This window comes from Streptomyces sp. NPDC060198, assembly GCF_042728415.1.
GTDB lineage: Bacteria > Actinomycetota > Actinomycetes > Streptomycetales > Streptomycetaceae > Streptomyces.
On sequence record NZ_JBHWZJ010000190.1, the window covers coordinates 1 to 13736 of the forward strand.

14 protein-coding genes and 1 pseudogene are annotated in these 13736 nt (G+C 71.7%); 4 read left to right on the forward strand and 11 right to left on the reverse strand.

Annotated elements, in window-relative coordinates; translation table 11 throughout:
- The 11 genes and pseudogenes from ACFWEP_RS21860 to ACFWEP_RS21910 form a co-directional block, all read right to left on the reverse strand.
- A pseudogene (locus tag ACFWEP_RS21860) lies at positions 1–461 on the reverse strand (aldehyde dehydrogenase); the annotation flags it as partial.
- Entirely contained in the window at positions 461–1570 is a 1110-nt protein-coding gene (locus ACFWEP_RS21865) for a phenazine antibiotic biosynthesis protein (RefSeq protein ID WP_387371992.1), read from the reverse strand. The gene ACFWEP_RS21865 and the pseudogene ACFWEP_RS21860, both read right to left, overlap by 1 nt.
- Positions 1571–1593: 23 nt before the next feature.
- Positions 1594–2502 (reverse strand): flavin reductase, encoded by a 909-nt coding sequence (locus ACFWEP_RS21870; RefSeq protein ID WP_387371993.1) that lies wholly within the window; start codon positions 2500–2502, stop codon positions 1594–1596.
- Positions 2503–2522: 20 nt separating this feature from the next.
- Positions 2523–3161 (reverse strand): phenazine biosynthesis FMN-dependent oxidase PhzG, encoded by a 639-nt coding sequence (gene phzG, locus ACFWEP_RS21875; protein ID WP_387371994.1) that lies wholly within the window; start codon positions 3159–3161, stop codon positions 2523–2525.
- Positions 3162–3257: 96 nt separating this feature from the next.
- Positions 3258–4091, reverse strand: coding sequence for a PhzF family phenazine biosynthesis protein (locus ACFWEP_RS21880; protein ID WP_387371995.1), 834 nt, complete (start codon positions 4089–4091; stop codon positions 3258–3260).
- A 26-nt stretch (positions 4092–4117) separates the two neighbouring features.
- Positions 4118–4480: a hypothetical protein gene (locus tag ACFWEP_RS21885; protein WP_387371996.1), complete on the reverse strand. Its 363-nt coding sequence runs from the start codon at positions 4478–4480 to the stop codon at positions 4118–4120.
- Complete coding sequence (locus ACFWEP_RS21890) at positions 4477–6417, reverse strand: anthranilate synthase family protein (protein WP_387372005.1); 1941 nt, start codon at positions 6415–6417, stop codon at positions 4477–4479. The genes ACFWEP_RS21885 and ACFWEP_RS21890 overlap by 4 nt, the downstream gene beginning before the upstream one ends.
- Positions 6418–6455: 38 nt before the next feature.
- Complete coding sequence (locus ACFWEP_RS21895) at positions 6456–7079, reverse strand: isochorismatase family protein (protein ID WP_387371997.1); 624 nt, start codon at positions 7077–7079, stop codon at positions 6456–6458.
- Positions 7080–7134: 55 nt separating this feature from the next.
- Complete coding sequence (locus ACFWEP_RS21900; RefSeq protein ID WP_387371998.1) at positions 7135–8301, reverse strand: 3-deoxy-7-phosphoheptulonate synthase; 1167 nt, start codon at positions 8299–8301, stop codon at positions 7135–7137.
- 44 nt (positions 8302–8345) lie between these two features.
- Positions 8346–8855 (reverse strand): PhzA/PhzB family protein, encoded by a 510-nt coding sequence (locus tag ACFWEP_RS21905; protein WP_387372006.1) that lies wholly within the window; start codon positions 8853–8855, stop codon positions 8346–8348.
- A 119-nt stretch (positions 8856–8974) separates the two neighbouring features.
- Positions 8975–10171 carry an acyl-CoA dehydrogenase family protein gene (locus ACFWEP_RS21910; protein ID WP_387371999.1) on the reverse strand — a complete coding sequence of 399 codons (1197 nt, stop codon included), beginning with the start codon at positions 10169–10171 and terminating at the stop codon, positions 8975–8977.
- A gap of 659 nt (positions 10172–10830) precedes the next feature.
- On the opposite strand from ACFWEP_RS21910, the gene ACFWEP_RS21915 reads away from it, so the two are divergent.
- From ACFWEP_RS21915 to ACFWEP_RS21930, 4 genes are all read left to right on the forward strand, one after another.
- Positions 10831–11523 carry a class I SAM-dependent methyltransferase gene (locus ACFWEP_RS21915; RefSeq protein ID WP_387372001.1) on the forward strand — a complete coding sequence of 231 codons (693 nt, stop codon included), beginning with the start codon at positions 10831–10833 and terminating at the stop codon, positions 11521–11523.
- Positions 11524–11618: 95 nt separating this feature from the next.
- Entirely contained in the window at positions 11619–12497 is an 879-nt protein-coding gene (locus tag ACFWEP_RS21920) for a diiron oxygenase (protein ID WP_387372002.1), read from the forward strand.
- A complete protein-coding gene (locus ACFWEP_RS21925; RefSeq protein ID WP_387372003.1) occupies positions 12494–12739 on the forward strand; it encodes an acyl carrier protein in 246 nt (81 codons plus the stop codon). Before ACFWEP_RS21920 ends, ACFWEP_RS21925 begins: the two co-directional genes overlap by 4 nt.
- Positions 12739–13578 (forward strand): hypothetical protein, encoded by an 840-nt coding sequence (locus ACFWEP_RS21930; RefSeq protein WP_387372004.1) that lies wholly within the window; start codon positions 12739–12741, stop codon positions 13576–13578. The genes ACFWEP_RS21925 and ACFWEP_RS21930 overlap by 1 nt, the downstream gene beginning before the upstream one ends.
- The last annotated feature ends 158 nt before the right edge of the window (positions 13579–13736 follow it).

Genomic DNA, 13736 nt, shown 5'->3' on the forward strand with positions numbered 1-13736 from the left:
CGCCAGTCGTCGGCGGCGCCTTGTGGCGCCGCCTGCCGGGCACTCTCCCAGGCGGCCGCCAAACGGGTGGCGATGGACCGGGTGGCGATGCGGACGACGTGGAGGGGTACGCCGCCGACGCGGCTGACGTCGCGCTCGTGCTCCTCGACGGACCGGCCCGCGACGCGTCCGTGGGCGAACAGGTGGGCGGCCCGGCGCAGGGCGGCCGCCCGCTCGTCCGGGGGCAGCGGGGTGGCCGCACGGAGCGCCGCGAGTGTGCGGTTCACGAACAGGCTGGGTACCAGGCTGAGTTCGGCGGCCGGAACGCCGCGCACGTCGGTGACGGTGAGGCGGTTTCGGGCCCGGTAGGGGCCGTTGTGGCCGAGCGCCTCCAGCACGACGGGAGGTGCGGTTCCGTCCGCGGGCGCCGGGCCGCCGGGCGGAGCGGACCCGGCCGGGCCGGTCGCCTCGGGTGCGGACATCAGTAGACCCCCTCGATGACCGGCTCGCTCTCGAACGTCTTGACGGGCGCGATGTCGGCGACGGAGTCGCCGAAGCCGCCCTTGGGCGGTGCCACCCGTACGGCGAGGTCGCGTTCCAGGTTGTTGGGCAGCAGGAAGGACCTGCTGAGGTGGTGCGCCACCACGCGTCCGCGTTCGCCGAGAGGGACGGGCTCACGGGTCTCGGGGTCGACGACCCCGAAGGTGACGTGCGGGCCGAGGGTGTCGAAGACGCAGGGGTCCTCGTCGCTCAGGCCGGGCCGCTCCCCGGCGAACCCGGCGATCATGGTGCTGCCGTAGTTGCCGGCGAGCACCGTGTCGGGGAAGACCTCGGTGCGGTACAGGTGGCGGGAGTCCGGGTCCATCTGGGTGCCGCCCCAGCGGATCGCCCGTACCTTCTCGTTGACCAGCTCGACGAGTTCCTCGCGCCGGGCGAGCCGCTCCAGCAGGGGCGGGGTGATGGTGAGCACGCCGATCTCCTGGGTGCGCAGGACGTCGGCGGCCTGGTCGATCACGTGCTCGGCGTACGCGGACGCCTCCGCGCCGCGGCCCTCGGCGATGCACCGCTTGACCCAGCGCGGGTCCAGGTCGACGGCGAAGCCGTGGCGCCCGAAGGTGGCTGCGGAGCGCCGGAAGTACTCGCCGACGATGTGCGGCCCGGTGGGGACCAGCCCGAGCCAGTCCGTGCCGCGCGGGAAGCCGTGCGCGTCCAGGGTGGCGTTGCTCCAGGCGAGCATCCGGTCGAGCCAGTCGCGCAGCAGGACGACCCGCTTGGGGACACCGGTGGTCCCGCCGCTCTCGAAGACACCGACCACGTCGGGGTGTTCGCCGTAGCCGCGGGGCACCAGGTCGGCGACCGGCGCGTGCCGCAGTTCACCGGCGACGTTCGGGAAGAGGGCGAGGTCGGCGAGGGTGCGGACGTCGGTGCGGGGATCGAAGTCCAGGGTGCGCGCGCGGTTCAGCCAGAACGGGGAGCCGGTGGCCGGGTCGAAGTGCCATTCCATGGCGGCGCGTACGAAGTCGTCCGGGTCGAGCCGGGTGTCCGGCGGCGGTTCCAGCAGGTCGGTGGGTTCGGCGATGTCCAGCGTCATGGTGCGTCCCCGGGGGTCTGTGGTCACGGGTGGGTGGAGCAGGCGACGGCGACGGGGTTGCCGTCCGGGTCCAGGACATGGGCGATGCGCTCGCCCCACGGCATGTCCGCGGGAGCGCGCAACAGCGTCACGTGGGCGTCGGCGAGCTGCTTGAGGGTGGTGTCGAGGTCGTCCACGAGGACGAACATCTCGAATCGCGGCCCGGGGCCGGGCGTGAGCCCGCACTGGGCGCGGGGCCAGTCGGTGGAGACCACGGCGAGTTCCGCGGTACCCCGTCGCATGCCGATGTAGGTGGGTTCGCCCTGCGGCGGGTTCCGGCTCTGCCGGGTGTAGCCGAGCAGCTCGTAGAACTCGGCCGTGGTGTCGACCCGTTCGGCGAATATCAGGGGGAACGCGCGTTCTGTCATGGGTGGTTGGCTCCCGTTGGTGGTGCCGTCGGTCGCTCCGGCCGGCTCCTGCAGGTCAGGGACCGCCCGGTGGAAGAGGCGGTCGACGTGGACGAGTGGCGTCCGCCCGCCGGTGTAGGTCTGTTCGACGCGGCCGAGCAGGGCCGTGTGGTCACCGGCGTCCAGCACGGAGTGCAGCCGGCAGGCGATCCGCGCGCAGGCGTCCGGAAGTCCGGGGAGCCCTCCTTCGAGAGGGCGCATGTCCCCGGAGGCGAAGCGGTCGGTCCCCGAGGCCGCGAAGCGCCGGGCGACCGCCTGCTGCCCCTCGCCGAGCACGTTGACGAGGAACCTCTCGGCCGACGCGAACGCCGGATGGGTGCTCGCCCCCTTGTCCAGGCAGACCAGGACGAGGGGCGGGTCGAGCGAGGCCGAGACGAACGATCCGGCGGTGAAGCCGTACGGGACGCCGTCAGGGCCGTAGGTCGTCACGACGGTCACCGGACTGGGCACCCGCGCCATCGCGGTGGTGAAGCTGACCGTGTCCATGCGGGCTTCTCCTCCCCTCGCTACGGCTGGAGCCGGGTGACGGACCAGGTGCTCCCGTCCCGCCGGTAGCCCAGGCGGTGGTGGAGCCGGTCGGAGCGGGCGGACCAGAACTCCACCTCGTCCGGGCGCAGCCGGTAGCCGACGTACCGCTCGGGGCGGGGCAGGGCCGACCGCAGGGCGCCCAGTTCCTCGGCGTGCGCGAGCAGGGCGTCCGGGTCGGTGAGCGGTTCGCTCTGCCGCGACGCCGCCGACATCGCGTGCAGCGGTACGGGCCGGCCGGACCAGAGGGCGTCGGCCTCGCCCTCGGGGACGGCGGTCACCGGGCCGTTCAGGCTGATCTGCTGGCCGGTCTCGCGCCAGTAGAGCAGGCCGGACGCCCAGCCCGTCTCGGTGATCTCCCGGCTCTTGCGGCTGGTGCTGTGCGTGGTGAACAGCAGACCGTCGTCGTCGACCGTGAGGAACGCGACGATGCGGGTGGAGGGGCGGCCCCGCCCGTCGGCGGTCGCGAGGGCGAGGGCGCGCGGTTCCCGGACACCCAGCTCGACGGCACGGTCCAGCCACGCGCGCACCAGAGCGATCGGGTCCGCCGGCGGGTCGTCGTACTCGGGGAACCGCAGGTCGGTCGCCCCGGTGAGGCTTTCGAACTTGGAGGTGTTCATCGCGTCCTTTCCTTGTGCGTCGTCCCGCCGGGCGGCCGGTGCCGGTGCCCCGCTTCGGTCGGTGGATCCCGCCCGGCCCGGTGGACCGGGCGGCTCTCAGACGAAGAGGGTGCCTCTCCCGGCCGTGACGCCGTGACCGCCGACTTCGACGGAGTCGACGCGTTCCCCGTCGCCCCGGGCGGTGGCGAGCATCAGGGAGGGCCGTCCCATCTCGACGCCCTGCAGGATCTCCAGCGGCTGTCCGTAGTGCGCGAGGCCGTGCCGGGCCAGGTGGATGGCGAGGGGCCCGGCGGCCGAGCCGGTCGCCGCGTCCTCGACCACGCCGTACGCGGGGCTGAACATGCGCGCCCGCCAGTGGGTCCCCTCCCCCGCGAAGCAGTTGGCGGCCATGTCGGGGAACCGGGAGAGGGCGCGGTGGTCGGGCTTGAGCGCGGAGAGCGCGGACACGCTCTCCAGTCCGACGAAGACGTGCCGGGGGCCGTTGCGGTACACCTCGACGGGGGCCGTCGAGGCGGTGACGCCGAGCGCGGCAAGGAGCTCGGCGGCGTGCTCGTACGGCTCCCAGACCGGGTGCGGCTGACGCATCCGGACGGTCACCGCGCCGTCGTCGTCTCCGAGTTCCACGGGGACGATGCCCATGGCCGTCTCCAGCCGCAGGGCATCCTGCTTCCGGGTCTCCCCCAGGGCCACGGCGGTGCCGAGCAACGGATGTCCGGCGAAGGGGAGTTCGTTGACGGGCGTGAAGATCCGGATGTGCGCATCGCCGCCCTGGCGCGGCGGCAGCACGAAGGTCGTCTCGGAAAGGTTCATCTCCCGGGCGATGCGCTGCATCAGGTCGGCGGACAGGTCCGCGGCGTCGAGGAACACCGCGACCGGGTTGCCGTACAGCGGCTTCGCGGAGAACGCGTCGACGAGCAGGTACTCGTGCATGGGTACGGCTCCTGACGGTACGTCGGTCAAGCTCGGAAGGGACCGGGGTGGGGCGCGGGGGCGAACGCGGCGCCCAGTCCGTGCAGGACGGGCAGGTCGTGCACCCCTTCGGCCACGGCCTCCACGTCGAAGCGCATGCGGTGTCCGACGGGCCGGCCGATGAGTTCGGCGGCCCGGTTGGGCGGCAGCGGGCTGTCGGCGGGGCGGTCGTCCTCCCACACCATGACGGCGCCCCACCGGTTGCCGTCCCGGTCGGCGACCCAGAACTTCGCGCGGAGTCCGGGAACGGCGGCCCAGTCGTCGGCCACCCCTTCGCGCAGGTGCGCGCGGAGGGAGTCGACGGTCTGCGGCGATCCGTCCAGGTCCCACCAGGCGATCTCCAGCCTCACCGTGGCAGCACCCCCAGCAGGGCGTCGCCGAGCAGCCGGGGGCCGTCGACGGTGAGCACCGATTCCGCGTGGAACTGGAAGGACGCGAAGTGGCTGCCCCGCAGGGCGTGGACCTCGCCGGTACCGGGGTCCCGGCCCACCTCGACCCGACCCGCGCCGGGCACGTCGAGCCGGGCCGTGCGGCTGATCGCGGAGAAGGTGTTGTAGAAGCCGACGCTCTCCGGTCGCCCGAACACGTCCACGGTCCGCTGGACGCCCTGGTTCGGTTCGTCGCGCGGGACGAGTTCGAGCCCGAGCCGGAGACAGAGGACCTGGTGGCTGAGGCAGACCGACACGAAGGGCACACGGTCGCGCAGCAGCCGGGCGGTCGCCGCGTCGAGTGCCGCGATCTTCGGGTCGTGGAGGGCGCGCGGGTCTCCGGGGCCCGGGCCCATCACGACGAGGTCGAAGCCGCCGAGGTCGAGGGACTCGTCGTAGCGCGCGACCTGCGCGGTGGGGCCGAGCGCTTCGAGCTGCTGCACGATCATCGCGGTGAAGGCGTCCTCGGCGTCCACGACCAGGATCTTGAGTCCGGTCAGGGAGGGCACCGTCAGGACGCTCGCGCCGGTGGAGGCCAGCCAGAAGTCGGCGATGCCGGCGTTGCGGCCGCGCAGCGCCTTCCGGATCGCCGGATGGTCCGCGAACCGGGGTGCCGCGGGGCTGACCAGGCTGTCGGGGGCGGGGGACGGCGCCGGGGGCAGCGGCGCGTCCAGGGCCTGGAGGATCCCGGCGGCCTTGGCCCGGGTCTCCGCCGCTTCCGCCTCCGGCGAGGAGTGGCGTACCAGCGTCGCGCCGACCGCCAGGCGCATCCGCCCGTCCGGGGCGATGTCGGCGGTGCGGATGAGGATCGCGGAGTCCATCGTGCGCTCGCCGGACGCCTCGCGCCCGATCAGCGCCGCGACTCCGCTGTAGTAGCCGCGCCCCGTGGCCTCGTACCGGGCGATGACCCGGGCGGCGCTCTCCACCGGGCTGCCGGTGACGGTGGGGGCGAAGAGCGTCTCGCGCAGGATCTCCCGCACGTCGCGGCGGGTGCGGCCCTCGATGAAGTACTCGGTGTGGGCCAGGCGGGCCATCTCCTTGAGGGCGGGCCCGGTGACCCGTCCGCCGTCCGTGCACACCCGGGACATCGTCTTGAGTTCCTCGTCGAGCACCATGTAGAGCTCGTCGGTCTCCTTGCGGTCCCGCAGGAACGCGGTGAGCCCTTCGAGGGTGGGGCCGCCGGGCGGGTAGCGGTAGGTCCCGCTGATCGGGTTCATCACCGCGTGGCCGTCGCGCACGGATATGTGCCGCTCGGGCGTGGCACCGACGAACACCCGGCCCTCGACATGGACGACGAAGGTCCAGTGGACGCTGGTCTCCAGCTGGGTCAGGCGCCGGAAGACGGCCAGCGCGGTGTGCGGCGAGTAGTCGTCCAGTTCGGCCAGCAGGGTGCGCCGCAGGACGAAGTTCGCGCCTTCGCCGGTGCCGATCTCGTCGGCGACGATACGGCGCACGAGGTCGGCGTACTCCTCGTCGGAGAGGTCGTACCGGCTTCCGGTCAGGCTCACCGGCGCGGCGGGCAGCCGGTTCAGCACTCCGTCGAGTGGGAGGACCGCCTGTTCGGTGACGGTCAGCGCGATCAACGGCTCGCCGTCGTCGGGGGCGGCGAACCCCCGCTCCGCGAGCTGCCGGTAGGGGACGAGGACCAGGGCGTCGTGCCGGGCGGTGCCCGGTGCGCCGGACGGCAACGGCAGCCGGGTCAGGGACGGGGGGTGGGAGACCTCGCCCAGCAGCACGTCGACGGTGCCCGCGCCGCCGCTCTCGGGGCGGTGCAGGAGGGCGAAGGCGGGCGGACGCGGGTCGGCCAAGATGCGGTCCAGCAGGTCCGTTCCGGCCGGCCCGGCCGAGGACGCGGGCAGGGCGGCCCCGGCGGCCGGGGGCGGGATCTCGGAAGTGCTCACGTGAACACCTGGTCGCTGAGAACGACCACCCCACACCGCTGGGCGACGTATTCGAGGGCGAAGTGGTGCTGCCGGGCGGTGAAGTCGGCGACGGCGTCGGCGGCGAGGAACACCTGGATGTCGTGGCTGAACGCGTCGATGGCGGTCGCCAGCACACCGATGTGGGCGTAGACCCCGCACAGCACGAGCTGGTCGCGGCCGGAGTCACGCAGCCGCTGCAGCAGATCGGAGCGGAAGAAGGCGCTGTAGCGGCGCTTGGTCAGCAGCCAGTCGCCGTCCTCGGGCGCCAGTTCCTCGACGACCTCCCGGTCCTCGGGGGAGGTGCGCATGCCCGGCCCCCAGAAGTCGGCCAGCAGCCCGCGCTCCTCGGTGGTCATGCCGCCGGGCTGTGCGCTGTAGGCCACGGGCACGCCCAGGGACGCGGCGCGCTTGCGCAGTCGGGCGGCGTGGTCGACGAGTCCCGAGCGCAGCGGGTCGGGGAAGGGGCGCAGGAAGAAGCGCTGCATGTCGTGCACGACCAGAACCGCACGGTCGGGGTCCGGCGTCCAGTCGGCGAGGTTCACCGGCAAGGTTTCCGGCGTGGGCAGTTCGTACGGGGTGATGGCGGGGATGCCAACCATGGGTCGGCTCCTTTCGGTGCGGTGGGGGGTGCGGGCGGGGGGAGGCCCGGCGGTCTCAGATCGTGCGGGCCCAGGCGTCCACGAGCCGCAGGGCCTGTCCGGGGTTGAGCCGGGGATCGCAGAAGGTGGTGTGCCGGTCGCCCACGGAGTCCAGTTCGGACGAGTCGGCGGCGCACTCGGTGACGTCGTCGGGCGTGGTCTCCAGGTGCAGGCCCCCGTTGACGCCGCCCGCTTTCGCCATCACGGCGTTGAAGTCCTGGATCTCCGCGGTCATCGCGTCCAGCAGCCTGGTCTTGTGCCCGTCCGGACTGGTGATGGTGTTCCCGTGCATGGGGTCGCAGATCCAGATCACCGGGTGTCCGGCGGCGCGGACCGCTTCCACCAGCGGGGGCAGGCGGCGGGCGACGAACCCGTTGCCCATCCGGGCGACCAGGATCAGCCGCCCCGGCCGGTGTTCCGGGTCGAGCCGTCCTGCCAGAGCGAGGACGTCCTCGGCGGTCGTACCCGAACCCACCTTGCAGGCGACGGGGTTGACGACGGAGGCGAGCATCTTCACGTGGGCGCCGTCCGGGTGGCGGGTCCGCTCCCCGATCCAGGGCAGGTGGGCCGAGGCGAGCAGCAGCTCGTCGGGCCCCTCGGGCCGGAGCATCGGGATCTCGTAGTCGAGCAGGAGCGCCTCGTGGCTGGTCCACACGCGATCGGCCTCGGGGCGGCCCTCGTTGAGCGCCTGGAGCTCCCGGACGATGTCCCCGGCGGCCCGGTGGCAGGCGAGGATGCGCTCCGGGTCGGGCCGGCGACTGCCTGGCTCGGGGGCGTTGACCATGTGGCCCCGGAAGACGGGCAGCGTCACGCCGCCGATCTCTTCCACGGGCTTGGACCGGGGTTTCGCGAACTGGCCGGCGATGCGGCCGATCCGCAGGACGGGCCGTCCGGCCACGGCCCGCGCGCTCTCGGAGAGCCGGTCCAGCAGCTCGACCTTGCGCCGGACGTGGTACGGGGTCGACTCGGCCGGGTCCTCGGCGCAGTCGCCCGCCTGCAGGAGGTGGGCACGGCCGGCCGCCACTTCGGCGAGCAGCCTGCGGAGGGTGGCGGCGCCGTCGGCGGTGACGAGCGGCGGTTCACCGGAGAGGGTGGCACGGACCCGTTGCACGAGGGCAGGGTCGTCCCATTCGGGCTGCTGCAGCGCTGGGCTGGCGTGGATGTCGTGGACTGTGGTGCGCACGGTCTCCCCCTGCGGGGTCGGGATCGAAGGTCGGTAAACGGTCGTCAGGTGGGAATGCCGTCACGGCGGACCGAGGGAACCTCGATGCCCAGAGCCCTGAACTGCTGGCACGGGTTCATGAATTCGCGCTGCTGCTTGATCTTCCCGTCCTCGAACAGGAAGGAGTGCAGGAAGTGGTTGCGGTAGATGCCCGGCTCGTACCCGGGGAAGAGGATCTGGCCCTCGCCGTCGCACTCCACCCAGAACCGGTCCGGGTCCTGGGTGTCGAAGATCTCGACGTTGGTCCAGGCCCAGTCCGGGAAGCACGTGAGCGACCAGACGGCGTGCTCTCCGAGCCGGTCCTTGCCGTTGATGACGATCGGCTCACCGGTCTCGGTCGTCCACAGCCCGCCGGTGCCGTCCTCGGTGAAGAGCAGATGGCGCTCCAGACGGTCCTGGCCTCGGGTGTTCATGTACTGCGCGACGATGGCGCGGTTGTGGTCGCGTACCTCGTTGGCGTCGGACATGCCTCTCTCGCTTTCCGTTTCGGGGGGAGTGCGGGGCGGGAGGTTCAGTGGGTCCGGAGTGCCTTGTGGGGCGGTCCGGGGAGAGCCGGCGGGAGCGTGCGGGGGGGGCGTGACGTGCAAGCCCCCCGCAGCCCCGTCCCGGCCCAGTGACGTACTCGGGCCGGTCCTCAGAGCATCGGAGTGAGTGCCCGCGGGTCCTTGCCGACCAGTGCGCTTCCGTAAGCCAGTTCGGGAATTCCCATGCCGAATCCGGCGTGCCTGCTGCCGACGTTGACGTCGCGCCAGATCCGCTGGAGCGGGTTGGACTCGTCGAAGGCGGACGATCCGTACGCCGAGACGATCTTCTCGACGGCGGCACGGCACTGCTGGACGACGTGCGTGGCGTCCATCCGGGCGCGGGCCCGGACCGGGACGGTCGGGTTCTCGCCCGCCGCCGCGTGGCCGTCCACCGAGTCGGCGAGCCGTCGGGCATGCAGCACCGCCGTGTCGAGAGCGGTGGCGGCGGCGGCCAGGCTCAGTTGGGCGGCGGGAGAGTCGGCCTGGTTGGCGTAGGAGGAGCCGGCCACCCTGCGGGTCGGCGCGAGGGTGAGCGCGTGGTCGAGGGCGGCGCTCGCGCCTCCGATCATGGAGCCGATGAGTCCGACCATGAACACGCCCGTCAGGCTGTTGCGGTAGGGGCGGTCCGCCGGCACCAGGCCGTCGGTCTCGCCCGCGAGGAGCGGCCCGTAGGGCAGGAGGCGGTGTGCGGGTACGAACACGCCGTCGGCGACGACGGTGTTGCTGCCGGTGCCGCGCATTCCCACGACGTGCCAGGTGTCGCGGACCGTCACGTCGGAGGCCGGCATGAGGGCCATGTGCGGCTGGAGGCCGGTGCCCGTGTCCGCCAGGACGAGGCCACCGACCCAGTCGGCGTGCAGCGATCCCGAGGCGTACGGCCACTCTCCGACGACCCGGACACCGCCGTCGGCCTTCTCCACGGTCCGGACGGGAGCCCCGAGGATGAGCGCCGTACGGGCGTCGGGGTGACCGGACCACACCTCCTCGCGGGTGCGGTCGGGGTAGAGCGAGACCACGAAGTTCCCGACGTTCAGCACACCGGTGACCCAGGCGGTCGAACAACAGCCGCGGCCCAGCTCGGTGCACACCTCCAGGAGGGTACGGACCGGCGTCTCGTGGCCGCCCAGCTTCCGGGGCGTCAGCAGCCCGGTCAGCCCGGCGCCGGTGATCCGGGCGAGCAGTTCGTCGGACAGCCGGCGCGCACGGTCGAATTCGGCGGCGTTCTTCCAGAGGTCTTCACGGAGTTCGGCGGCCCGGCCCACGAGCTCGGCATGCGGAATTTCTGAGGTGTTCCCTGAATCACGCAATGGAATTCCCTTTCCAGCTCCTCGGGACGCGGGGCGCTCCGACGGGGATGAAACCTGGGGCTTTTGACGGCCCGATTACCTCCGCCGCCACGGCATCGTACGTGGACGACGACGGAGCGACCACCGGGAAAAATCGCAGACACATGCGAAATTGTGTGTTCCGGTTTCGGTGCCGACGAATGATGAATATGGAATCACGCATTCCACCCGGTGCCGCGCACCCGGCGCACCGCGGGGCGAACGGCCCCCGCACGACCGAGGAGTTTCCTCAGTTGAACGCGACGGGGACAGGAAGCGTCGAGAGGCGTTCGCAGTGTGCTCGCCGGCGGACGAATTCGGAGCCGATTGCGTCGAAGCCGGTTGTCCCGGCGCGGTGGTTCGGCACCGACACGTCGCCCCCGTTGCCGTAACGTCGGCACGCATCCACCATGTGGGCGCTCCCCCGACTCACGACGCGCCGCTCCGGCCGCACCGGACGGTCGGGGACGGCGGGGCCGCCGCCCGGTCCCGCACCTTTCGCACAGAACACCCCTGTGGTAATTCCTTTGAATCGGTAATTCCGGCCCACGGTCCCCCTTCACCGGGGCCGGTCCGGCCGTTCCGGTTCGGCAATTCCGGTCCGGCGGTGCCGAAAACCCCCTTCATCACGGGAGACGCGCATGAGCAAAAGCACGGACTACGATTTCGCGACTGCCGACTTCAATTCCGTCTATCGCGGAGGTGAACTCCTGGGGGACGCCGGCATCACCAAGGCACCCTGGGACATCGGCGAGGCACAGCCGGGTGTGATTGCATTCGAGCACCGCGGACGGATTCGCGGCGACGTACTGGACGCCGGCTGCGGCCTGGGAGACAATTCGATTTTCCTGGCCTCCCGGGGATACACGGTCACCGCCGTGGACGCCGCCTCCGCGGCGATCGAGCAGGCCACCGAGCGGGCGGCCGGCGCCGACATCGAGTTCGCGGTCGCCGACGCCACCAGCCTGGCCGGGTTCGAGGGCCGCTTCGACACCGTCCTGGACAGCGCGCTGTTCCACACCCTGGACGCGGACGGCCGCCGCAGCTACGCCGCGGCTCTCCACCGCGTCGCCCGGCCCGGCGCCTGGCTCGACATGCTGTGCTTCGCCGCCGTCCCCGGCGGGATGCCCGAGCCGCTCTCCGTGAAGGAGGAGACGGTCCGCCAGGTCCTGGGCGAGGCCGGCTGGAGGGTGACCGAGCTGGAACAAACCATCTACTGGGGCGTCGCCGAGGTCACTCTCGGCTTCCTGGCCAAGACCGGCACACAGGTGGAGATCGACGACCAGGGGCGCACCCAGCTCCCGGTCTGGTCCGTCCTGGCAGAACGCGCCTGATCGACGCGTCCTCGCCGGCAACCGGCGGCCCACAGCCGCCGGGTTCACCGGGCCCGTCTCTCGCCCTACCGCAATCAGCAGAAAGAGGTCTACCCATGCCTACGACCGTCAAGCCCGTGAAGCTGGACCTGGACCGGCTCGAAGCGATGGCGGAGTCGGACTACTACAACCCGTACACGATCTTCGACTGGCCCGAGAGCCTCGACGAGAGCCTGCCGTGGATGAGCGAGGACCTCGTCACCCTGGCCGGCACCGAGGAGTGGGACGCGCTCACCCGCGAGCAGCAGCTCGCGCTGACGCGCTACGAGGCGGTGAACTTCTTCAGCCTCAACGTGCACGGCATCCGTGAGCTGTTGAGCGAGGTCGTCCTGCGGATCCACACCAAGACGTACGCCGACGCCTCGGAGTTCCTCCACCACTTCATCGGTGAGGAGAACGAGCACATGTGGTTCTTCGGGACCTTCTGCCTGAAGTACGGCGGGAAGGTCTACCCGCCGGTGCCGCAGGTGGGCATGGGCCGGATCGAGGGTGTGGGCGACGCGGCCACCGAGCTGGTCATCTTCGCCCGCATCCTGATCTTCGAGGAGCTCGTCGACCACTTCAACGCCCTCATGGCGACGGACCAGGCACTCCCGGAGATCGCACGGGAGATCAACCGGGTCCACCACCAGGACGAGAGCAGGCACGTCGCCTTCGGCCGGCACCTGTTCGGCAAGCTCCTGGAGCAGGTCAAGGAGACCCGCCCGCAGGACATCCCGATCCTCGCCAAGTACCTGGACTCCTACCTGGAGTACAGCGTCCGCAGTCTGTACAACCCCGCGGTCTACCGCGACGCGGGTCTGCCCGAGCCGCTGGAGCTTCGGCGCCGTCTGCTGGAGCACCCGGCCCGTCACGCCGCGCACGACCGCATCCTCAACCGCACCCGCAAATTCCTTGCCCGCAACGGCCTTCAGGTTCAGGGGACTTCCGCATGAGCGACGACAAGATCTCGAAGATTCTCGCATTCATCCACCAGCGCAACCCCGAGGTGGGCGAGCTGGGGCTGGACGACGACCTGATCGACCGCCGCGCGGTGGACTCGCTGGCGTTCGTCGAGTTCCTCTACCTCCTGGAGGAGCTGAGCGGCGAGCCGATCGACCCCGAGGAGATCGACGTCGAGGACTTCCGCACGCTGCGCGCGATCGACAAGCGGTTCCTCTCCGGAGCGGCGGCCTGATGGCCGGCTCCTCCAACACCACCGACACCGGTCTCGGGGTCCTGGGTCCCGACGAACTCCTGCTGTTGCGGGCGTTCGACGCGCTGGTGCTCAACTGGGCCCAGGAGGCGGAGGCCCTGGAACGCCGTTACCCGTTCCTCGTGCGGGCGGCGGACCTGGAGAACATCGACTACTACGAGAACTTCCCGCACCTGGGCCTGGCGGCGGCCGCCGCCGACCCGGGCCGGCTGTCCGCCCTGCGGGCCGGTGCCGAGGAGCCGCTGCGGGAGCTGCCCGCGTCGGTCCTCAACGACACCGGGCTGGCACTGCCGTCGGCCGCCTGTTACTCGGTCTACTTCGATCTGAAGGACCAGACCCTGCCGGCGGAGACGAACCGTTTCACCACCGTGGCCACCTGCTTCCGGAACGAGACGCACTACGAGGGCCTGCGACGGCTGCTCGGCTTCTCGATGCGCGAGATCGTCTTCGTGGGCACGCCCGAGGGTGCGACGGAACATCTGCAGCGGTCCAAGGAGCAGGTGCTGTCGCTGGCCGACCGGCTGGGTCTGAAGATGGAGACCCAGGTGGCGACCGACCCGTTCTTCGACCGCTCCAGCTCCCGGGCCACCATGCAGCGGCTGTTCCCGGTGAAGGAGGAGTTCGTCGTCGACGGCCTTGCCATCGGCTCGGTGAACTACCACCGGAACTTCTTCGGAGACCGGTGCGGCATCACCCTGCCCGACGGCAACGCGGCTTCCACCAGTTGCTGCGCGTTCGGCCTCGAACGGTGGGTGCACGCCCTGACCAGCCGCTTCGGTGACGCCCGTACGGCCGCCGAGGCGCTGCTCGAAGCGGCCTGAGGGCTGGAGGTCCCGCCTGTCCCGCCCTCCGGGCGGGCGGCGCTCCTTCCACGACACGCCCTGGACGACGGCCGGCGGGGGCGGGGGCGGTGCCCCGGCCCCCCCCCCCCGCCGGCCCCCCCCCGTCCCGCCGCGCCCCCCCCCCCGGAGCGCCGCCC

Bases quoted from the DNA above. Each gene is read 5' to 3' on its own strand.
- ACFWEP_RS21865 (WP_387371992.1), bottom strand. From the start codon at position 1,570: ATGACGCTGGACATCGCCGAACCCACCGACCTGCTGGAACCGCCGCCG.
- ACFWEP_RS21870 (WP_387371993.1), bottom strand. From the start codon at position 2,502: ATGGACACGGTCAGCTTCACCACCGCGATGGCGCGGGTGCCCAGTCCG.
- phzG (WP_387371994.1), bottom strand. From the start codon at position 3,161: ATGAACACCTCCAAGTTCGAAAGCCTCACCGGGGCGACCGACCTGCGG.
- ACFWEP_RS21880 (WP_387371995.1), bottom strand. From the start codon at position 4,091: ATGCACGAGTACCTGCTCGTCGACGCGTTCTCCGCGAAGCCGCTGTAC.
- ACFWEP_RS21895 (WP_387371997.1), bottom strand. From the start codon at position 7,079: ATGGTTGGCATCCCCGCCATCACCCCGTACGAACTGCCCACGCCGGAA.
- ACFWEP_RS21915 (WP_387372001.1), top strand. From the start codon at position 10,831: ATGAGCAAAAGCACGGACTACGATTTCGCGACTGCCGACTTCAATTCC.
- ACFWEP_RS21920 (WP_387372002.1), top strand. From the start codon at position 11,619: ATGCCTACGACCGTCAAGCCCGTGAAGCTGGACCTGGACCGGCTCGAA.
- ACFWEP_RS21925 (WP_387372003.1), top strand. From the start codon at position 12,494: ATGAGCGACGACAAGATCTCGAAGATTCTCGCATTCATCCACCAGCGC.
- ACFWEP_RS21930 (WP_387372004.1), top strand. From the start codon at position 12,739: ATGGCCGGCTCCTCCAACACCACCGACACCGGTCTCGGGGTCCTGGGT.